Raw genomic sequence first — 20743 nt, 5'->3', positions numbered from 1 at the left:
GTCCTATTCCTGCACGGGAGCCGTTCCGGATGCCTGGACGGTTTCCGAAGCCTGTTTCGGAGGGGCGGGAATCGTGACGTCGATCTGATGCACCGTTCCGAACTCGTCGAGCTTCCCGTCGAAATCGGCGGGCTTTCCAAGCACGATGATCTTGAGCTTGTCGGGCTGGAGATACTGCTTTGCGACCCGCAGAATGTCAGCCTTTGTGACCTTTTCGATATTCCGCTTCGTGATCTCGAGGAAGTCCCGCGGATAGCCGAAGTATTCCAGCTCCACGAGCCGATCGATGATCTTGGACCTGCTGTCGAAATTGAACACGAACGAGTTGAGATACATATCTTTCGCTGTATTCAGCTCTTCGTCCGTGATTTCCGCGGTGCGCAGATCCTCGATTTCCCGAAACAGCGATCGGATCGCCTTCACCGTGTTTTCCGACTTGGTCGAGCAGCCGAAATAGCAGATGCCTTCGTGATCGTATCCGGAACCGAAGGCGCCGAAAACAGAGTAGGCAAGTCCCTGGTCTGATCTGATCCGTTTGAACAGCCTCGAACCAAACCCGCCGCCCAGTACGTTGTTCATGACCTCGAGCGCAAAATAGTCCGGGTTATTCATCAACCCGCCGAGATGACCGATCAGGATCACGCTCTGGTTCACGTCGTCCTTGGCGATCAGGTTCACCTTCGCGGCGGCGTATTCGTGAACCCCTGGAACCTTGTTCGGAGGCGTATCGCCCCTGGGAAGGCTGCCGAACGCGTCCGTGAGCTTTTTCTTCATCTCGTCGATCTTGAAATCGCCGATGACCGCGACCATCATTCGTTCGGGATGGAAATGTTTCGCGTGGAAAGCGATCATGTCGTCGCGGGTGATCGCATCGATCGTGGCGTATTCGGTGTGCCGAGCGTACGGGCTGTCGGGGCCGTAGACGACCTTGAAGAACTCCCGCACGGCGATCGGAAAAGGCTCGTCGTTCCGGCGGGAGATCTTCGAGCGGGCTTCGATCTTCTTCAGTTCGATCTTGTCTTCCGGAAACGCGGGATTTTTCAGAATATCGATAAGAATAGAAAGTGTCTTGTCCCACTGTTCGACGAGGCTCGAAGCATAGAAACCGCCGCTCGACGTGCCGCCGCTGACCCCGACGCCGGCCGCGAGCCGGTCCAGTTCGAGGTCGATATCGTCGCCGCTCCGGGTGGCCGTGCCGCCGATGCGCATGACGGACGTCGTGAGGGAGATGAGGCCGACCTTGTCGGCCGGCTCGTCACCGACGCTGAACCGCACCATGCCGTACAAGCTGACGGTCGGAAGCTCGTGGTCCTCGAGCAGATACAGAGTCAGACCGTTTTCCAGGACGGTCTGGTCCACCGCCGGAATCTGGAAACTGTTCAGCGGCGGGAAACGCAGTTCCTTGTAGGAAACCTGCGCCCGTACCATCGGCGGCGTCAGGCCGAGAAGGAAGAGGACGACGATCAGACTCGCATACACCCTGTTCATGTTCATTCCCTCCCGTCACTGTTTCGCTTCGGAGCCGGCCGCCGTCCTGATGAGGGCGACCGAACGGTTTCCCGGAACGAAATACGTCTTCGCGAGCTCCCGGATGTCCGCCGCGGTCACCGCCGGAAGCTTGTCCAGGCCGCGGCGGAACATCTCCCGCCAGTCGCCCGCGAGAATTTCATAGTATGCGATATTATATGCAATCTGATCGTTCGTGGCGAGACTGTTGACCAGACCCGATCGAGTCCGGATCTTCGCTTTCTCGAGTTCCTCCGGCGTGACCGGCTCGTTCCTGAGCTTCTCGATCTCCTCGAGGATGGCGGCTTCGCACTCTTCGGGCGTATGGCCCTGCGCGGGCAGAGCGTAGAAGGAGTAGAGATTCGGATATTTGCTGCCGGGATAGCCGCTCCAGGTTCCGATGCTGACGGCGATCTTCTTCTCCTTCACGAGCTTCCGGTAGAGCCTTGAGGAGCGGCCGCCGGAAACGATGTCGTTGAGCACGTCGAACTTCACGGTGGCTGCGTCGTTGAAGTCGGGCACATGGTAGCCGATCACGAGATACGGCTGGCTCTGGAGTTCGAGCGTGACCCGCCGCTCGCCCTTCTGCGGAGGCTCTTCCGTGACCACGGGGTCGGGCTTCGGCTGGAGCGGGAGGCGCCCGAAATACGTTTCGGCCCATGCTTTGCACTGCGCCGGATCGGCATCTCCGACGATGACCGCGGTCAAGTTCGACGCCGTGTAATGCTTCCTGAAAAACTGTTCGGCCTTTTCCCGGCTGACCGCCTTCAGGTCGGACATGTGGCCGATGCCCGGCTCGCCGTAGGGGTGCGCGAGGAAGGCGAGGTGGCCGAACTCCTCGAACAGCTTCCCGACCGGCCTGTTGTCGACATTCATCCGGCGTTCCTCCATGATGACGTCCTTTTCCGTGTAGAACTCGCGGAGGCAGGGGTTGAGAAACCGGTCCGATTCCATCGAAAACCACATTTCGAGCTTGTTCGACGGCAGGCTCGAGGTATATCCGGTGAAATCGGCACTCGTGAAGGCGTTCAGGCCGACGCCGCCGGCTTTCTCGATCGCCTCGGCGAACTCGTTGTTCACGACGAACTGCTTCGCGGCCGCCTTCGCCTCGTCGAGCTCCTTCCGAAGCGCCTCGAGAAACTTCGGATCGGCCCGGGTCCCCTTGATCTCTTCGGCGCGGAGCTTCGCGAAGGCCTGGTCTTCCTTCTTCATGCACTCGAGCTCTTTCGCGAGGTCCTTCGTGCCGATGGTGCTCGTTCCCTTGAACGCCATGTGTTCGAAGATGTGGGCGATGCCGGTGATGCCCTTGGTTTCGTTGACCGAGCCGACGTCGGCGAACGTCATCATCGAGACGACCGGCGCATCGTGCCGCTCGACGACGATGAATTTCATCCCGTTTGCGAGCGTGAAGCTGGCCACCCTCTTTTCGAACTCGGCAAGGTTCTGCGCCCACAGGGCTATCGAGCCCAGAAGCGAGAACACCACGAGAAGCGGAATCAAGCCGTTGCGGTGACGGACCATCGTGCGGGAGCCTCCTGATACGGTGATACGAACAAGTCTGCGATCATGCCCGACATCATACCAGAGATTTTTCGTCCCCTCCGATTCTTCGCAAGGCCTGGAACCATTGGACAGACCGTTCGCGGTTTTACTTTCGAGGTCGACATGAAGTAGTCTTGCATCCGTCAGAGGAGACACTCCCGGCGCACAACCGCCGATTTTCCCCGTAACGCAGCCAAGAATGAGGGATCATCATGAAGCTCAGTCTGTCCCATCTTTTGATCTTCGTCCCCGTCGCGTTCCTGATCCACTTCGTCCCGGCGCTAAGCAACCAGATTGCCCTGTTCGCCGCCTGCTGCCTTGGCATCATACCGCTGGCGAAAGTCATGGGTGACGCGACCGAGATCATCGCCGACAAGTCCGGACCGACCGTGGGGGGCCTGCTGAACGCGACGCTCGGCAACGCGGCGGAGCTCATCATCGGCCTCATCGCCCTTTCCAAGGGGTATACGGACATCGTCAAGGCATCGCTGACCGGCTCGATCATCGGCAACCTCCTGCTCGTCGTCGGTATTTCAATGGTCGCCGGCGGCATGAAATACAAGACACAGTCTTTCAGCAAAACACACACCAATGCGGCCGCCACGGCCCTGATCATGGCGGCGATCTCCCTGTTCCTCCCGACCGTGTATCACTACACGGCTGAGCACTCGCAGGCCGGCTGGAGCGAAGCGAACGGATTCAAGGTGTCGGTTGGTATATCTTTCATTATATTGATCACCTACGCGTCCCAGCTCCTGTTTTCCCTGAAAACCCACGTCACGCCGACGGGAATGCGAGAGGGAACGCCGAAAGAACAGCAAGTGGGCATCGCCGAGCATGCGTGGTCCTTCCGCCAGGCGCTCGGCATCCTGGGGGTTACGACAGTCATCATCGCCGTTCTCTCGGAATATATGGTGGGATCTATAGAAGCCGTGCGGGAAGGGCTGGGCCTCTCCGCGGTGTTCATCGGCGTCATCGTCGTGGCCATCGTCGGAAACGCCGCCGAGCATTCAACGGCCGTCCTGATGGCGCTCAAGAACAAGATGGACCTCTCGCTCGAGATCGCCATCGGATCGAGCATGCAGGTGGCCATGTTCATCGCCCCTCTGCTGGTGCTCTGTTCCTGGTATCTCGGCCATCCGATGTCGCTCGAATTCACCATCCCCGAAGTGTTCGCCGTCATGTCCACGGTCTGGATCACCGCCCACATCGTCAGCGACGGCGAATGCAACTGGGTCGAAGGGGCGCAACTGTTGTCGGTCTATTTCATCCTCGGCGTCCTGTTCTTCTACCTCCCCTGACCACCCTCACGTCCCCGGCATTCCCTTCCTTGGCGCAAAACCTGCCGAAAGGCTTCAATCCATTCGGCAGGCTCATGACAAAGATCAGGTTTTTCGGTCCGGGATCAGTCTCTTTCCTTACCGTTCTTGCGAGGTTTCGAGAGGACGGGTTTCACGCGCCAGATTTCGTCGGCGTATTGGCTGATGGTGCGGTCGGAAGAGAATTTTCCCATCTTCGCGACGTTCAGGATGGCCATCCGGGCCCATGTTTCCTGGTCGCGGTAGGTATCCTCGAGCCGCTGCTGACAGCGCACGTAGTCGTCGAAATCGGCGAGCACCATGAAGTAGTCGCCGCCAGAGAGCAGGGAATCCACGATCGGCTTGAACAGGTCTGGCTGTTCGGGGCAGAAGCTCCCCCCGGCGATCATGTCGATGACCTGTTTCAGCTCGGGGTTCCGCTCGTAATACTCGGAGGGTCTGTAACCTGAAGCTCGGAGCGCCTGCACGTCCTCGGCCTTGAGGCCAAACAGGAAGAAGTTTTCGGGGCCGACCTCCTCCATGATCTCGATGTTGGCGCCGTCGAGCGTGCCGATGGTCAGGGCGCCGTTCATCGAGAGCTTCATGCAGCCGGTGCCGGAGGCTTCCATGCCGGCGGTCGAGATTTGCTCGGAGACATCGGCGGCCGGGATGATGTGCTGGGCCAGGGAGACGGAGTAGTTTTCCAGGAACACGACCCTGAGCCGTTTTCCCACGTCGGGATCGTTGTTGACCACGTTCGCCACCGAATTGATGAGCTTGATGATCAGTTTGGCCATGCGGTATGCCGGCGCGGCCTTCGCCCCGAAGATGAAGGTGCGAGGCACCATGTCGCCCGCCCGGCCAGATTTGATGCGGTTGTAGAGGACGACGATGTGGAGCAGGTTCAGGAGCTGGCGTTTGTATTCGTGGAGCCGCTTGATCTGGCAGTCGTAGATCGAAGCCGGGTCGATCTCGATGCCGGTCAGCTTCTTCACGAGGGCAGCCAGGTCTTTCTTGTTGGCGGCCTTCACGTCGCGGAACTGTTTGACGAACGTCATGTTGTCAGCGAGCGGCGCCAGCTTCTTCAGTTCGTACAGGTCGGTCATGAACTTCCCGCCGATCCGGCTCCCGATCAGGTCGGCCAGGCGCGGGTTGCAGAGTTTGAGCCAGCGGCGCTGGGTGACGCCGTTGGTCTTGTTGTTGAACCGCTCCGGCCAGAGCCGGTAAAAGTCGTTGAAGGTCTTCGCCTTGAGGATATCGCTGTGCAGTTGGGCCACGCCGTTCACCGAGTGGCTGCCGACGATGGCCAGGTGAGCCATCCGGACGGACTTGACGGCGCCCTCTTCGATGATCGAGAGTTTCGCGGCCAGTTCCGGTTCGTTCGGAAACTTCGCCGCCACCTCGTCGAGGAACCGGCGGTTGATCTCGTAGATGATCTCGAGATGGCGCGGCAGGAGTTTCTCGAACATCTGGACGGGCCAGCGTTCGAGGGCTTCGGGCAGGATCGTGTGGTTTGTATAGCCGAAGGTATCGATGCAGACCTTGAACGCTTCTTCCCAGGTGAAATCGTTCTCGTCGACGAGCAGACGCATGAGCTCGGGGATGCCGAGCGCGGGATGCGTGTCGTTGAGCTGGATGGCGACCTTCGTCGGAAGGAGGCGCAGGTTGGTGTTCTTGATCCTGAAGCGGCGAATGATGTCCTTGAGCGTGGCGGAGACGAAGAAATACTCCTGCTTGAGTCGCAGCTCCTTGCCTGCCTGGCGCTCGTCGGCGGGGTAGAGCACCTTCGAGATGTTCTCGTCGAGGATCTTTTCCTGCACGGCGCTCATGTAATCGCCTTCGTTGAAATGCCTGAGCGAGAACTCGCCGGGCGTTCGCGCAGACCACAGGCGCATGGTGTTGACCGTGCGGTTGAGATACCCCGGAATCGGCGTGTCGTAAGCGACGGCGACGACCTGGTCTTCCGGCACCCACCGGCATGTGAGCCGGCCGCGCTCGTCGACATTCTTTTCGACGTGCCCGCCGAATCCGACGTTGTAGCTGAACTCGGGCCTGACGATTTCCCACGGGTTGCCGTATCTGAGCCAGTGATCCGGCTTTTCGACCTGGAAGCCGTCCTCGAACTTCTGCTCGAAGATGCCGTACTCGTATCTGATGCCGTATCCTTCGGCCGGCAGGCTCAGCGAGGCCATCGAGTCGAGAAAACAGGCTGCAAGCCGCCCCAGACCGCCGTTGCCGAGGCCTGCATCCGGCTCGAGCTCGCGCAGCTCCTCGAGGCTGTAGCCCAGCTCAGACAGGGCTTTTCCGGCTTCGCCCGCGATGCCGAGGTTCACGAGGCTGTTGCCGAGCGTCCGGCCCATCAGGTATTCGAGCGAGAGGTAATAGACGCGCTTCACGTTCTCCTCGTAATACGTGTTCATCGTGTCGTTCCACCGCTCCATCAGCCGATCGCGGATCGAGTACGCCAGGCACTGGTAGAGATCGTGTTTCGTGGCGATGTACCGGTTCTTGGCCTGCGAATACTCCAGGTGGTCCGCGAACGACTTCTGGAGCGACTGGACGTCGTTCTCGAGATACGTATCCTCCATCAGCTTCCAGAGCTTCTCGTGCTCGTCCCTCGGCCGTTCCTGCCGGGCCTCCGCCGCGCGCGGCGCCTTCGCTCTCTCGGTGGACTGGGACTTCTTTGCTGCCATCGGCCTCTCCTCCGTCAGATCGTATTTCGGACAATCTATTCAGGCCGCCGAGCGTCTTCGGCGGGCTTTCCCGATCTCACGCGCGGAACCGGCGTGTCCCGGAGCCGCTCATATTATATCTATTTATATATAAGTCGTCCGGCGGTTCTTTCCCGGAAGACATCCTCTCGCCGCTCGCACGTCGATTCGCCCGCAGAGCGCGCATTCCCGCACACCTTACCATGCCCGGACCGGATCCGGCAACAATGCGCGGCCGGCGACTCAGTCGGGGCTTTTCCCGCTTCTCAGACGTATTCCATTCCGAGCAGGGTAATATCGTCAGCGGGTTTCGCCGCTCCGGCGAAGTTCGCGAGGGCCGTCAGGATGGTATCGCCGATCTCGTCGACGGGATCGCCGGCGCTTTTCTTCAGAATTTGCTCGAGACGCTCGAGTCCGAACATGTTCCTCTCGGGATCGTGCAACTCCGTCACCCCGTCCGTGTAGAGAACCAGCTTGTCACCGTGGCAGAGCGTCTCTTCCAGCTCCAGGAACCTGGGCTCACCGATGCCGATGAGAGGCCCGCCCTTGTTGAGATGAATGAGATCGCCGTTTTTTCTCACGATGAGCGGATAGGGGTGCCCGGCGGTGCTGGATAGAACCCTGCCGTTCTTCAGATCGATGACGAGGTACGCGATGGTGAAGCAACTTTGAAACCGGTCGAACGGGAACAACTCGGAGAGCTTGCCCAGGACCGCTCCGGGCCGTGCGATATCCGCCTGCGGCGGACATCCCCCCGCAAGCAGTCCCGAAAGCGGCTGCATGGCCTGGGAAATGGCGAACGTGACCATCGCCGCCGGCAGGCCATGCCCTGCCACGTCCAGGATATAGGCCCCCACGTGGTCCCGGTCCAACAGGAAATAATTCAGCAGATCGCCGCCGACGGTCTCGGAGGGCCGGAACCGCCACCTGCATCGCAGGCGCTCGTCCTTCAGGTCCTGCTTCGGCAGGAGGTTTTCCTGGATGCGCGCCGCCGCCCTCAGATTGTTCTCCAGCAATTCGTTGCGCTGACGGAGCACGTCGCGCGCCTGCTTCAGAAGAAGGTGCGTCCGCACTCTTGCGAGAACGATCGGCGGATGCACGGGTTTCGCGATGAAATCGACCGCGCCGGCATCCAGTCCGGCGGTTTCATCCTCCACGAAATTCCTGGCGGTCAGGAAGATGACGGGGATGTCGGCCAGAGCGGGATCCGCCTTCAGCCGCCGGCAGACCTCGAATCCGTCCATCTCGGGCATCATGATGTCGAGAATGATCAGGTCGGGCCGCGGCCCGGTCGCAAGGATCTTCAGGGCTTTTTCCCCGCTGCCGGCGGCTTTGACCTGGTATGTATCCCTCAGAAGACCGTCCAGCATGATGATGTTGTCCGCGACGTCATCCACGATCAGGATGCACGGTTTTCTTTCTTCGGATTTTTTCATGTTGTTTCCTGTGATCCGGAACGAAGTTTCCCGTCAAGAACGCGGACCATGTCCAGACACGTTTCGAATTCGAGCTTCATGAGCGATTTTTCGAAGGCAGCAACCTCGGATTTCACCCCCAGGCTCATCAGCGCGGGCTTCAGTTCCTCGAAACACGTCATCGAGCGCATGTCGCTGGATTCGAGCAGCCCGGCCAGCATGGAAAGCCGCTCGAAAACGTCGTTTACGTCGACCGGCGGTCCTTCAGCGGTCGCTGCCCCGGGCTTCTCTCCCGTTTTCAGGGCCGACCGGATCCGTGCGAACAGGGAGGCCAGCAACTCGGAAAAACGCCCGATGGTTTCCTCGAGCCGGTCGTCAGGCAGGCCGTCGCGAAGGCCGCGCTCGACGTCGCCGGCCCGCAACGCCAGTTCGAATGCGCCGAGATTTCCGGCAATGCCTTTCGTCGCGTGTGCGATGTGCTGGGCGGAAAGACGGTCCCCCTTCGCCAGGGCTCTTCGTATGTCTGCGGCGGACGCTTCCTGCTCCTCGACGAATTTCGCGAGAAGATTTATATATAGATAGCTATTATTAGCCACCCGACGGAGGCCGCCAGCGACGTCGAGGCCGGGGATTCCCGAAACTTTCGAGAGAACTCCTTCCGCCGTGCCGGGACGGCCCGGCGCATCGGCAAGGGTCTGCCGTTCAATGGGCGTTCGGACTCCGCTTTCGTCTCCGGGGGAGGGGCGGTAATGGCGGGCGAGCGTCAACACGAGCAGCTCGGGATCGATCGGCTTGGAAAGGTGGTCGGTCATTCCGACCTCGAGACACCGCTCGCTTTCCGTGGTCATGGCGCTGGCGGTCATCGCGATGATGGGGAGGTTCGCGAACCGCGGATCCCGGCGGATCGTCTCCGTTGCCGTCAGACCGTCCATGACGGGCATCTGCAGGTCCATGAGGACCGCGTCGTACGGTCTGTCCGGGAGACTTCGGGAAACCATCTCCACGCCCGCCACCCCGTTTTCGGCCACATCGACGATCACGCCTTCGGAATCGAGCAGTTCGACGGCGATCTGCCGGTTCACCTCGTTGTCTTCCACGAGAAGAACGCGCATGCCCGGCAGACGCCCGCAAACGATTCCCGCCTCCGGTCCGCCCGGCTCCCCCGGCGCGGGAACCGTCGCAAACATCTGCGTGATGGAGGCATTCATCTGACGGGGCATGACGGGCTTGTGCAGTACCCCGTCAACCCAGCGTTTTCCGGAGTCACTGTCGGTCAACTCCTGGCCGAACCCGGTCACCAGCAGGATCTTCGGCGGCTGTTTCAGAGAAGACTCTGCCTTGATGATCCTGGCGGCTTCGAGCCCGTCCATGTGCGGCATTTTCCAATCCATGCAGATGAACGCGAACGGTTCGGACGCGTCGGCGGCCTTCACGGCCTCGACGGCTTCATGCCCGGACGAAGCGACCGTCACCCGGAAGTTGGACTCACCGAGCATTTCCGCGAGAACCGCCCGCGCCGCATCGCTGTCATCCGCGACGAGAACGCGACTACCGGCAATCGATGAGGGAACGACGATCGACACGCCATGCGGAGACTCCGCATCGAACCAGGCGGTGAACCGGAACGTGCTTCCCTGGCCGGGCGAGCTTTCCAGGCCGATCCTGCCCCCCATCAGTTCGACCATGCGCTTCGAAATCGCAAGGCCGAGCCCCGTTCCTCCGTATTTTCGGGTGATGGTGCCGTCGGCCTGGGTGAAATCATCGAACAGGCAGCCGATTTTGTCTTCGGGAATCCCGATGCCCGTGTCGCGCACGGAAAACCCGAGTTCGACCCTGTTCCCGCGTTGTTCCGTCAGCTCCACGGAGACGACGATCTCGCCTCGTTCGGTGAACTTGACCGCGTTTCCCACGAGGTTCGTGATGATCTGGCCCAGTCGCAGCGAGTCGCCGTGGAGAATCGAGGGAAGAGCCGGCGAAAGGCGGAACACGAGTTCCAGCCCCTTCTCGAAAGCTCTCGGGCTCGTCACCGTAGCGACGTGGTCAAGAACATCGCCGAGATCGAACGCGGATTTTTCGAGCACGAGCTTCCCGGCCTCGATTTTCGACAGGTCGAGAATGCCGTTCACGATGCCGAGAAGATTATAGCTTGCGGTATGTATTCTGCCGACATACTCGCGCTGTCTGGCGTCGAGGTCGGTCCGGAGAGCCAGGTAGGCCATGCCGATGATGGCGTTCATGGGCGTGCGGATTTCATGGGACATGTTCGCCAGAAAATCCGACTTCGCCTTGCTGGCGGAATTGGCGAGCACCTCGAGATGCTGTGCCTCCTCCAGGGCCCCCTGGAGGAGCGTGTTCGCCTCGATCAGTTCGTGCGTTCTCTTTTCGAGAATCCCCATCATTTCGGACAACTCGACGAGGGAAGGCCGGAATACCATCAGGAATTCGGCGAGAAGAACGGCCAACCCGAGAGCGAGGATGACGAACTCGAGGAATCGCATCGAGTCGACGCGCTCCTTGGCTTCCCGGTCGAACTGGAACGTGATCTTGTCCATCAGGCGAAGAAAATGCGGCTCGTTGGCGATGAGAGTTTCGACGGTCATGCGAAGCGTGCCGGAAGCTGCGGCATCGTTCGCTTTCAGCCGGGCGATCGCTCCGCTGAGAACCTGGACCATGGATGCATAGTACGGCGCGATTTCCGCGAACAGGCTCCGGATCTCCGTGGAAAGCGCCGGGACCGGAAGCCCGAGGCGCTCGTTTCCCCGCTGAAGGCCTTCGTGAGCGGCCGTCCAGTCCGCGAAGGAACTCGCCATCTCTTCCCGAAGCCTGTCGCGCTCCCCGGCAGGAAGCTCTCTCTCGAGCGCAAGGGCGCATTTGGTCAGGCGCTGGCTCAGCATTCGCTGCCTTCCCGACAGGTTGATCACCCGCGAATCACCCCGCGAATGGACGATGATCCGATTCATCAGGAGGGAAGACGACAGAATCGTCATTGCGATCAGGCTGAGCGCGACCGCGTAAATGACTTTCAGTCTCTGAAGCTTGCGTTGGTGCTGAGAAAGAATCTCCATTCGAAGGAATTTCACACCATCCTCCGGGAAAATGCAATCGATTCCCTCCCTTCCCAACTTTCTTTCCAAAATGGCGAAACTTTTTTCCCCGTTTCCTGTATCCTGTACATACGGTGATAACGTGCCGTCGTCCTTCGAACTTAACGAATCTGAGGGAATGGCAGATGAACAAGACGCATGTGGCGATCAGGAACATCCTCCTGTCGATGGTCATTGGAATCTGGGCCTTCGCGGCTCCGGCCTTTTCTGCCGAGGGAGCGGCGTCGACGTTCGGCGGCACCTCCGTCACGGTGACCGACGACATCTTCTCCGCGAGCGACGCGGCCCGGCTGAACGAACTGACCAAGTCCGTCGACGAGTTGACCTCGCTGCTCGACCAGCTGACGAAGATGATCGATCAGCTCGAGCAGGCCGCAGGCACCAGGACGCCGGGCGATTCCACGCCCACGCCGCCCACGGCGCCCACGACGTCCACGACGCCTGCGAGCGATTCCACGGCGCAGGCCGCGTCGTCCGGCGGCGGGACGTATACCGTCGTTCCCGGAGACAGTCTGTGGAAGATCGCCTCGCGCTATCTCGGCAACGGCGCCCGCTACTGGGACCTCGTCGAAGCGAACAAGGATAAATACCCGAGCCTCGCCAAGAATCCGAACCTGATCTACCCCGGATGGGAACTGACGATTCCCGGAACCAGCGGCAACCTCTCTTCTTCGGAAACCCGCTCCACGTCTTCGTCCTCATCAACCCCCTCCAACGCAAGTTCGTTCGTCGCCAACCCGAACGTCGCCGCGCCGGCCGCCGGGGCGAGGGGCGGAAGAGCCCTTTTGGCCTGGCTGGAACGCGCCGGACTGTCAGGCGAGAATCTCAGGATGGCCTGGGCGATCGGCATGGCCGAATCGGGAGGCAACCCGCGGGCCTTCAACGGCAACGCCAGCACCGGCGACAGGTCCTACGGTCTCTTCCAGATCAACATGCTCGGCAACCTCGGCCCCGCACGCCTGAGACAGTACAACCTGTCCTCGAACGAAGACCTGTTCGACCCGGAGACCAACATCCGCGTCATGCTCCAGATGAGCAACAACTGCACGAACTGGCAGCCATGGAGCGTCTACAAGCGCGGCTCCTACAGGTCGTTCTACAACACGTTCCCGCCGCAATGACGCACGGTTTATATATCGGAGAGAATACATGAAACAGGCTTTCGCTCTTCTGATCGTCTCGCTCTGTCTCGCGCTCAGCGGCGCCGCCTGGGCGGCCCCCGTTCGGATCACCGGCGATGTGTCCGCAGACATGCAGCACCTGACCCGGCAGGTTCCTCCGCCGAAGACCGACAACAAGGACGTCATCGCCGCCGAGATCGATATCCGCTACCCCGTCCTGGTTTCGACCGGGAAAGCCGACGCCGCCGTTCCCGATGCCATCAACAAGGCAATCCGTGAGCGCCTGCTGGCCATCGTCGGCGAAACGCCGGCCCCGTCCGTCGAGAAGATGGTCGACCAGTTCGCCGCCGATTACGCCGCATCGGTGCGCGAAACGCCGGAGATGCCCGGCGCCTGGTCGCTCAAATTCGATACCGAGATCCGTTACGCCGACGAGGATCTGCTCTCCCTCTGGACGCTCGATTCGGTGTTCACCGGCGGAGCGCACCCGAACTCGAACTTCATCTACATGGTGTTCTCGATGAAAACGGGCAAGCCCGTCGAGCTGTCCTCCCTGATCGCGAAAGACAAGGCTGCCGAGCTGACCGCGATCGCCGAGAGGCATTTCCGGCGAGTCCGGGAACTGAAGCCCGACGAGACCTACGAACAGGCCGGTTTCCAGTTCGAACGGAACACGTTCGCCCTCAACACGAACTTTCTCGTCTCGAAAGAGGGACTGGCGTTCTGTTTCAACCCGTATGAAATCGCCCCGTATGCCATGGGCGTCACCGAGCTGGTCATCCCCTGGAGCGACCTGAAAGACGTGATCGACCCCGACGGTCCCGCCGCGCGCTTCCTGACGGATACAAAGTAAAACACCGCCGAAACCGGCGAGCCCTCCGCCGCGAAGCGTGGCAGAGGGCTCGTGCTCATTCACCGAGTATCGGCACGCTGGCCGGTCATTTCACCTCGGGATAGATCGGCCTGATGTCCACCGGCACGTGGGTCAGGCGGGTGAGCGCCTCTTTCACCTCGGCCGTCGGGGCGCCGTATTTTTTGATCAGGGCATCGGCGGCGGCGTAGTCACCTTTCGTTTCTATATCAAGCAGAATTCGGGCGAGTTCCCGGAAATGGCCGCGGATGTCGGCGGCGTGGGCCACGAATTTTTTCGTCGCCGCGTCGTAGGAGATCGCCCCCTTCTTGGCGAGGAAGTTGAACTGGATCATGACGCCCGTGCCGTGCGCCTCCTCGAGGCCGAACCGGATCGTCCGGAACAGCCCGGCCAGGTAGGTGGGAAGCAGCGTCTTTTCGAGTTCCTTCGCGACCGCGCCCTTGTCGAGCAGATACAGGGTGTTCAGCATCGAAAGCGTGTCGGCCTTCGCTTCCTCGATCGCCGAGTATTTTTCCTTCAGGAACTTGCCCACCTCGTCGGTCTTGCCGCCGACCGTCACCATCGACGGCCCGAGGCTGTGCCCGATCTCGTGCTGGAGCACGGTCAGGAAAAACGCCTCGGCGGAGAGGTCCTTTACGTCGGTCTCCGAAAGCACTTCGGCGGCGATCGGACGCAGGATGCCCTCGAATTTGGCGGTCATGATGTTCTTGAGCAGGACCTGCTTGTTTCCCTTCGCCTGCCGCACGCGCTCGTCGTTCGGCAGGTTGAACGCCAGCGTCTGAACGCCCTGGCGGCAGTCGCCGCCGGTGCCGATCACATCCACCACCCGGATCGGCGATTCGTACCGGTCGCGGATCCATTTCGCGCCGGCCGGCATCGGAAGGTTCTCGTCGAGTTCTTTCAGGTAATTCTGGTAGACCTGGAGCTTCTTCGACTCTTCGGGGTTCACGACGGTGATGAACGCTTCAAACGCGGCCTTGTAGCCGAACATCCGGTCTTCATACACTTCGTAGGGGCCGATCGTCACGTCGATCGGACTGTCGGCGACATCCATCCAGTCGATGTCGGACTGGTAATAGTCGTTCGAGGCGAAGGCGTCGGCGCGGCTTCGCAGGAACTTCTTCAGGCTCTCGTTCCCGCACAGCACCGCCGCTTCGCGCAGCAACTCAGCCGCGGGTTCAAGCCACGTTTTATAGACCTCGGAATAGGGAACCGCGACGAGTTTGCCGCCCTTTCGGGCGATGACCGTGAAGTTGCTCTTGAACGCCTGTTCGTCGGCGGGGTGGTCTTTGATCCAGGTCTCCAGTTCTTCTCGCGTCATGTCCACTGGGTACAGGTTCGACGTTTTCGGTCTCGTCAGGGAGCCGATGAACGGCCTGTCGCCGTCGATGCGGTCGAACGGACCGGCCATGATCTCAAAATACGTGGCGAAGTTCGGATCCAGATCCTTCGCGTTCCGGATGGCGGCCCTGAACTCGTTGTTCAGGTGGTATGTCTGGTTGAAGAAGATCTCGTCGATCAGGGCGGCGGCCTCGATCAGTTTCGCGAGGGCCCTCTTCTCGTTTCGGGAAAGGAACGAGAGGTCGACCTTCATCTCCACGGGCGCCAGCCTGGCGACCCGTTCGCCGATATCTCCGCATCTGGAAGCGATGTCAATGGTCACGATCTCGTCCTTTCCTCGAGCGACAGCCGTCCCCTCCCTCCCCTCCGCACCCTCCTCGGCGGACACGGGGCATGCTCCGCCGCAGGCGAGCGTCGCGACGATCGCGAGTGCGGCTGCCGTATGTTTCATGCTCATCATTCCTGTTCCTTCCTTCCGCCCCGAGATGCGCCGCGGGCCGAATCCGACCCCGCGGCATGGCGGCACGGAGGGATTATACCAGCATCCTTCCCGCCGGCATACTGCCTATTTGCGGAATGTCAAAAGCGGAAGTCGCGCTTCCCGAGATGGATCGAGGCAAGATACTCCCCGGCGATGCGGCGAACCTTCTCCGCGGGAATGCGTTTGAGTTCCTCGGCAATGACCTTTTCTCCTTTGGCGCGGGTGTCCGGGGAAGCATAGTCCTCGAGATACTCCTTCAGCGTCATCAGGGCGTTCGGCTGGCAGCAGTTCGCGATGCTGCCCGATTTCGCCAGCCTCATGAACCGGTCGCCGGTGCGGCCCTCGCGATAGCAGGCGGTGCAGAAGCTCGGGATATAGCCCAGGGACAACAGCCAGTTCACGACCTCATCGAGCGGCCGGGTGTCGCTCACCTCGAACTGGGCGGAGTTCTCGGCCTCCGGTTCGGGGGCGGCGTATCCCCCGACGCTGGTCTTCGAGCCGCCGCTGAGCTGGGAAACGCCCAGGTCGAGCACCCGCTCCCGTGATGCGCGCGATTCTCGGGTCGAGACGATCAGGCCGGTGTAGGGAACGGCGATGCGCAGCATCGCGACGATCTTGGCGAACGTGTCGTCGTCGATCGCGTTGGAGAAGGCGTTCGGCGAGATGTCGTCGGCGGGGCAGATTCTCGGCACGCTGATGGTGTGCGGCCCGACGCCCTTGGCCGCCTCGAGGTGCTCGGCGTGCATGAGCAGCCCGACGAAGTCGTAGCGGTACAGGTTCAGCCCGAACAGGACACCGCAACCGACGTCGTCGATGCCGCCGTCCATCGCGCGGTCCATCGCCTCGGTATGCCATGCGTAGTCATGCTTGGGGCCGGTCGGATGGAGCTTCTCGTAGGTTTCCCGGTGGTAGGTCTCCTGGAACAGGATATACGTGCCGATGCCGGCGGCCTTCAGTTTCGCGTAGTTCTCGACGGTGGTCGCCGCGATGTTCACGTTCACGCGGCGGATGGCGCCATTCTTGTGCCTGATCCCGTAGATCGTTTTTATACTATCGAGTACATATTCGATGGGATTGTTGACGGGATCCTCGCCGGTTTCGAGCGCGAGGCGCTTGTGACCGATATCCTGGAGGGCGATCACCTCGTTTTTGATCTCTTCCTGGGTGAGTTTTTTCCGGGTGATGTGCCGGTTCGAGCAGTGATACGGTCAGTAGACGCAGCCGTTGACGCAGTAATTCGACAGGTAGAGCGGGGCGAACATGACGATGCGGTTGCCGTAGATCTTCTGCTTGATCTCGCGGGCCAGGGCGAACAGTTTCTCGTTCGCGTCGGGCAGGTCGCACTCGAGCAGGATGGCGGCATCGCGATGGGAGAGCCCCTTGCAGGCGCGCGCCTTCTCGATCAGGGCTTCGATCAGCGGGCGATTGCTCTTGTTCTTCGCCGCGAACTCCAGGGTCTCCCTTATTTCCGCATCATCGATGAACTCGGCGGCACGAAGCGATCGGGGATCGTACATGTTCTATTCTCCTCGCTTTTTCGAATAGACGGTCTTGACGCTGATGCCCTCCAGCAGGCCGAGTTTGCCGGAAAGCGCACTGATGATCGTATTGGGGGCGTCGATGACGACGCTGATGATCCCGATGTTCTGCTTGGCGTAGGGAATCCCCATGCGGCCGACGATGTACTGGCGACAATCATGTAAAATCTGATTGAGCCGGTCGGTGATCTCCGGGTTTTCGACGATGATGCCTATCAACGCGATCCTGTTTTCCACGTTCCACCCTTTCCTGGCGCCAGAACGGGAAAAGAGAAGCCGGAGCAACCCCGTCTTGGCATGAATGCTTCAGAACGTTGTCAGAGGCCATGCGCTCTTCGAACCCGGTCGAAACCTCGTTCTCAGAGAACTATGTTAATTATATCACAATCCTTCCCGAAAGAGAAGTTGGAAGCGGAGCACGCGCACCGCCCGCGGTCAGAGCATGGTTTTTCGGAGTTCTTCGTCGGTTTTCGGAGACAGCCAGGCCGGAGGAATGTCGAACACGGTTTTTGCGCCGACGGCTTTTCCCGAAGCGAGCCGATTGGCGGCCCGGGCGTAGGCGACGAGGACGTTCGCCGTGAATTCCGGGTTCGAGTCGAGTTTCAGGGAATACTCGATCAGGTGGTTCGTGCCGGATCCGGTGGTGCCCCGCCTGAGAACGAAGCCTCCGTGCGGCATGCGGCCGTGGTCGCGGTCAAGCTCCTCCTGGGTCACGAAATTCACGGTGGTATTATAATCTGAGAAATAATTCGGCATCGTCCTGATTTCCCGCTCGATGCGCGCCTTGTCCGCTCCGGGCTCGGCGACCACAAAGCAGTGTCTCGTATGGCTCTGGCGGGGGGTGAGGTCCGGGCTCCCGCCGCCCCGCACGGCTTCGAGAGCATCGGGAACGGGGATCGTGTATTGTTTCCCGTCCACGACACCCTCGATGCGCCTGATCGCGTCGGAGTGGCCCTGGCTGATACCCTCGCCCCAGAAGGTGTAATCCTTCCCTTCAGGCAGAATGCAGTTCGCATACAGTCGATTGAGAGAGAACATGCCGGGATCCCAGCCGACGGAAATGATCGCGACGTTGCTGCCGCTGCGCGCGGCCCTGTCGACGGCGGCGAAGTATTCGGGAATCTTGGCGTGAGTGTCGAAGCTGTCGACGGTGTTGAACAGGGCGGCACATGCCGGCCCCTGCTCCGGGAGGTCGGTCGCGCTTCCGCCGCACAGGATCAGCACGTCAATGGAACCCCGCATCCGTTCCATCATGTCGGCTCCGTAGACGTTCACGCCCGGAGTCGCAATCCTGAGGGTTTCGGGGGCCCGGCGCGTGAAGACGGCCGTGAGTTCCATGTCGGGGTTCTGCCGGATCGCGAACTCAACGCCTTTTCCGAGGTTGCCGTAGCCAAGAATTCCAATACGTGTCTTCTGCATCGAATGAATCTCCTTCCGGATACCGCGTCCGTGCCGATTGTTTCGTCTCGCAGTCCGTCCGGGATATTCCCCGGGAGGCTTGACCTGCGAGGGTTCTTTGTCTACAACAGAAGAAACACCTTTTGCAAACGGAGTCCGCCATGAAGATGTTCAGATCGTCCGGCACATGCCTGCTCTTCGCACTCCTCCTCGTTTTCAGCGTGAACGTGGGATTCGCGGAGAGTCAGGACTTCCCCCCCGTGCGTTCGGACGATCCCTATGCGAACACGAATTACCAAGGATACACGGATGAAGACGATTCCTGGTATCAAACCGATGACGAGGCATCATCCCCCGGCTCGCCTGAGACGGAACCGCCCCAGCCGCCTCCGCCCCCGCCCGTGGTTCCGCAGCCACCAATCCAGCTGGATCAGAAATCGGTCCTGATCGGTCGGCCACCATATCTGAGCCTTTCGGAAATGATGCACCACGTCAGCACGCTTTTCGCGTTTCTGAAAAAGGAGATGGGGGTGAAAGAGGTCCGCCTTGTGACGGGCCAGGACTACACCAGCGTTCTGGCCGCCCTCATCCGCGGTAAGATCGATTTTGCCTGGGTGGGCCCGATGGCGTACGTCATCGCCAACGAAAAGGGAGACCTGATGCCGATCGCGAAGGCACGACATCCGGGCGGCACGGCATATCGGGGCGTTTTCATTACCCTGAACAACGGTCGCGTTCTCGGTCTCGACGACATTCGCGGAAAAACCGTCGGTTTCGTCGATCCCGAATCCGCCAGCGGCTATCTGTATCCGCTGTATCTCCTGAAACGCCTCAAGATCGACCCGCACAAAGCATGCAAGGTTCTCTTCCTCAAGAGACACGACGCAATCCTCGGCGCGGTTCTCGACGGGAAAATCGACGTCGGGGTCTGCCTCGAGGCTACGTTGAAAACGATCGGCGACCCGAAGCAGCTCAACCGCATTCTTGTCCTGGGCAAGACCGACGAAGTTCCTTCCGACGTGCTCGTCTGCCGGAAAGACTGCCCCGTCAACCTGCGCGAGCGCTTTTTGGAAGCTCTGCTGAAATGCACCGCCTCGGGCGCCGCCGAGCCTCTGCGACAGACGTTCGCGCCCGCCAAAGATGCCGACTTCCAGTCGGTTCAGGACGTATGGAACGCCGTCCGCCCGATGATCCCCCGGCCCTGAGCATTCTATTCCTTTACGTATGTATCGCGGCCGCATCGACGACGAGAACACTCGGGCATTCTGCAATTCGTGAACGTATCGGTTTCTTTCCGCATGTGGTACAATGGATGTGGGGAGGATTTCGCCCCATTTCCCGGCAACCCGTTCCTTTTGGACGAATGCCCTCGCATTTCCCATACAGCCCGCCGGTCAGACTCCCATAGAACGCACACCGGAAAAGGGAAGGAGAACTCCTCTATGAAACGCGGTTTCACGCTGATCGAGTTGCTGGTCGTCATATCGATCCTGGCGATCCTGGCCAGCGCCGCACTGCCCTACGTTCAGTCCTACGTCGAAGAGGCGCGCATCGCCAAGGCCAAAACCGACCTCGAGGAAATCGCCCGCGCGCTGATGGTCTATGAAACCCGGGAAGGCCCGTACAATTCGGACAGCGTTTCGCTTCTTACCGGCCGATATCTGAACAAGGCGCCGATCGACCCGTGGGGCAAAACCTATGCCGTTTCGACGGAGTCAGGCACCGTTGTCTCCGGCGGTCCCGACAGGTCCGTGTCAAGCGCCGAAGACAATATCTATTTTTCCTATCTTCCTCCGCTGACGCTCGTCCAGGTGAAGTGGCTCGACAAGAATAACTCCGGCGCCGTCGATGCGCAGAACGTCAACGACGAGCTCCACCTCGTCTTCAGCCGAAAGATGTCGGCAACCGGCGCCTCAGATTTTTTCACCGGGGCCTGTCAGGCAACTCTCGACAAATGCTTCCAGATCTCGACCGGAACCGTCGATAACAAGAGCGATATTTCGGCCGTTGTCGAAGCGACCGCGGCGGACGTGAAAATCGTGGCTTCGAAGACGCTGATTCTCAAGGTCAAGAACAACTCCCGCGACCTGTTCCTGATCGGAAGCCACAAGATCACCGTCAAAGCCGGCCACAACACCCTCCAGGACCTCGCGAACCCCCCGAATTACTGCATTTCCTCCCAGCCGGTCACGATCCTTCCCCAGTAATCCCTGTTCCCCGGCATTCGTATTTACCGGGAGAAACCCTCACATGCTCGTGCAGGGCCCTCTGGGTATGGCGGGAGAAACGAGCATGCGTCTCATAGAGCGGGCGTCTAGTATCGCATTCAATATATAGTATATCCGCATCGGCGCGCCCCCTGTTCGCCCAGAGCCTGTCGAAGGGCGAGAGCACTCGTGCTTCGGCAGGCTCAGCAC

The 20743-nt window shown here is 60.4% G+C and carries 13 protein-coding genes and 1 pseudogene; 5 read left to right on the top strand and 9 right to left on the bottom strand.

Annotated features, from left to right (window positions below; genetic code table 11):
* Window positions 1-3 precede the first annotated feature (3 nt).
* A complete protein-coding gene (locus PLU72_12110) occupies window positions 4-1488 on the bottom strand; it encodes a pitrilysin family protein (GenBank protein HOT28927.1) in 1485 nt (494 codons plus the stop codon).
* Between the two features lie 15 nt (window positions 1489-1503).
* Window positions 1504-3027, bottom strand: a complete 1524-nt coding sequence (locus tag PLU72_12105; protein HOT28926.1) for a pitrilysin family protein — start codon at window positions 3025-3027, stop codon at window positions 1504-1506.
* Window positions 3028-3260: 233 nt separating this feature from the next.
* On the opposite strand from PLU72_12105, the gene cax reads away from it, so the two are divergent.
* Window positions 3261-4349, top strand: a complete 1089-nt coding sequence (gene cax / locus PLU72_12100) for a calcium/proton exchanger (GenBank protein HOT28925.1) — start codon at window positions 3261-3263, stop codon at window positions 4347-4349.
* 104 nt (window positions 4350-4453) lie between these two features.
* On the opposite strand, the gene PLU72_12095 is transcribed toward cax, so the two are convergent.
* From PLU72_12095 to PLU72_12085, 3 genes are all read right to left on the bottom strand, one after another.
* On the bottom strand, window positions 4454-6934 hold the full coding sequence (locus tag PLU72_12095) for a glycogen/starch/alpha-glucan phosphorylase (protein HOT28924.1): 2481 nt from the start codon (window positions 6932-6934) through the stop codon (window positions 4454-4456).
* Between the two features lie 389 nt (window positions 6935-7323).
* Window positions 7324-8493, bottom strand: coding sequence for a SpoIIE family protein phosphatase (locus PLU72_12090; protein HOT28923.1), 1170 nt, complete (start codon window positions 8491-8493; stop codon window positions 7324-7326).
* A complete protein-coding gene (locus tag PLU72_12085; GenBank protein HOT28922.1) occupies window positions 8490-11552 on the bottom strand; it encodes a response regulator in 3063 nt (1020 codons plus the stop codon). Before PLU72_12085 ends, PLU72_12090 begins: the two co-directional genes overlap by 4 nt.
* A gap of 149 nt (window positions 11553-11701) precedes the next feature.
* Here PLU72_12085 and PLU72_12080 point away from each other — a divergent pair, with 149 nt between their 5' ends.
* Together PLU72_12080 and PLU72_12075 are read left to right on the top strand one after the other, a co-directional pair.
* Complete coding sequence (locus tag PLU72_12080) at window positions 11702-12697, top strand: LysM peptidoglycan-binding domain-containing protein (GenBank protein HOT28921.1); 996 nt, start codon at window positions 11702-11704, stop codon at window positions 12695-12697.
* A gap of 28 nt (window positions 12698-12725) precedes the next feature.
* On the top strand, window positions 12726-13550 hold the full coding sequence (locus PLU72_12075) for a DUF3298 and DUF4163 domain-containing protein (GenBank protein HOT28920.1): 825 nt from the start codon (window positions 12726-12728) through the stop codon (window positions 13548-13550).
* An 85-nt stretch (window positions 13551-13635) separates the two neighbouring features.
* On the opposite strand, the gene PLU72_12070 is transcribed toward PLU72_12075, so the two are convergent.
* From PLU72_12070 to PLU72_12055, 4 genes and pseudogenes are all read right to left on the bottom strand, one after another.
* On the bottom strand, window positions 13636-15360 hold the full coding sequence (locus PLU72_12070) for a peptidase (protein HOT28919.1): 1725 nt from the start codon (window positions 15358-15360) through the stop codon (window positions 13636-13638).
* Between the two features lie 128 nt (window positions 15361-15488).
* Window positions 15489-16907 (bottom strand): annotated as a pseudogene (hydG, locus tag PLU72_12065) ([FeFe] hydrogenase H-cluster radical SAM maturase HydG).
* 3 nt (window positions 16908-16910) lie between these two features.
* Window positions 16911-17165: an iron-only hydrogenase system regulator gene (locus PLU72_12060; protein HOT28918.1), complete on the bottom strand. Its 255-nt coding sequence runs from the start codon at window positions 17163-17165 to the stop codon at window positions 16911-16913.
* 198 nt (window positions 17166-17363) lie between these two features.
* Window positions 17364-18347, bottom strand: coding sequence for a diaminopimelate dehydrogenase (locus tag PLU72_12055; protein HOT28917.1), 984 nt, complete (start codon window positions 18345-18347; stop codon window positions 17364-17366).
* A 140-nt stretch (window positions 18348-18487) separates the two neighbouring features.
* Between PLU72_12055 and phnD the strand changes: the two genes are divergently transcribed.
* Together phnD and PLU72_12045 are read left to right on the top strand one after the other, a co-directional pair.
* Entirely contained in the window at window positions 18488-19531 is a 1044-nt protein-coding gene (gene phnD, locus PLU72_12050) for a phosphate/phosphite/phosphonate ABC transporter substrate-binding protein (GenBank protein ID HOT28916.1), read from the top strand.
* 237 nt (window positions 19532-19768) lie between these two features.
* Window positions 19769-20533 carry a prepilin-type N-terminal cleavage/methylation domain-containing protein gene (locus tag PLU72_12045; protein ID HOT28915.1) on the top strand — a complete coding sequence of 255 codons (765 nt, stop codon included), beginning with the start codon at window positions 19769-19771 and terminating at the stop codon, window positions 20531-20533.
* The last annotated feature ends 210 nt before the right edge of the window (window positions 20534-20743 follow it).

The organism is Candidatus Ozemobacteraceae bacterium (assembly GCA_035373905.1).
Taxonomy (GTDB): domain Bacteria; phylum Muiribacteriota; class Ozemobacteria; order Ozemobacterales; family Ozemobacteraceae; genus MWAR01.
This window is presented reverse-complemented; position numbering and strand designations above follow the sequence as displayed.

Excerpts from the sequence above, each read along its gene's own strand:
- PLU72_12110 (HOT28927.1), bottom strand. The coding sequence starts at position 1,488 with ATGAACAGGGTGTATGCGAGTCTGATCGTCGTCCTCTTCCTTCTCGGC.
- PLU72_12105 (HOT28926.1), bottom strand. The coding sequence starts at position 3,027 with ATGGTCCGTCACCGCAACGGCTTGATTCCGCTTCTCGTGGTGTTCTCG.
- cax (HOT28925.1), top strand. The coding sequence starts at position 3,261 with ATGAAGCTCAGTCTGTCCCATCTTTTGATCTTCGTCCCCGTCGCGTTC.
- PLU72_12095 (HOT28924.1), bottom strand. The coding sequence starts at position 6,934 with ATGGAGGATACGTATCTCGAGAACGACGTCCAGTCGCTCCAGAAGTCG.
- PLU72_12090 (HOT28923.1), bottom strand. The coding sequence starts at position 8,493 with ATGAAAAAATCCGAAGAAAGAAAACCGTGCATCCTGATCGTGGATGAC.
- PLU72_12080 (HOT28921.1), top strand. The coding sequence starts at position 11,702 with ATGAACAAGACGCATGTGGCGATCAGGAACATCCTCCTGTCGATGGTC.
- PLU72_12075 (HOT28920.1), top strand. The coding sequence starts at position 12,726 with ATGAAACAGGCTTTCGCTCTTCTGATCGTCTCGCTCTGTCTCGCGCTC.
- PLU72_12070 (HOT28919.1), bottom strand. The coding sequence starts at position 15,360 with ATGAAACATACGGCAGCCGCACTCGCGATCGTCGCGACGCTCGCCTGC.
- PLU72_12055 (HOT28917.1), bottom strand. The coding sequence starts at position 18,347 with ATGCAGAAGACACGTATTGGAATTCTTGGCTACGGCAACCTCGGAAAA.
- phnD (HOT28916.1), top strand. The coding sequence starts at position 18,488 with ATGAAGATGTTCAGATCGTCCGGCACATGCCTGCTCTTCGCACTCCTC.
- PLU72_12045 (HOT28915.1), top strand. The coding sequence starts at position 19,769 with ATGAAACGCGGTTTCACGCTGATCGAGTTGCTGGTCGTCATATCGATC.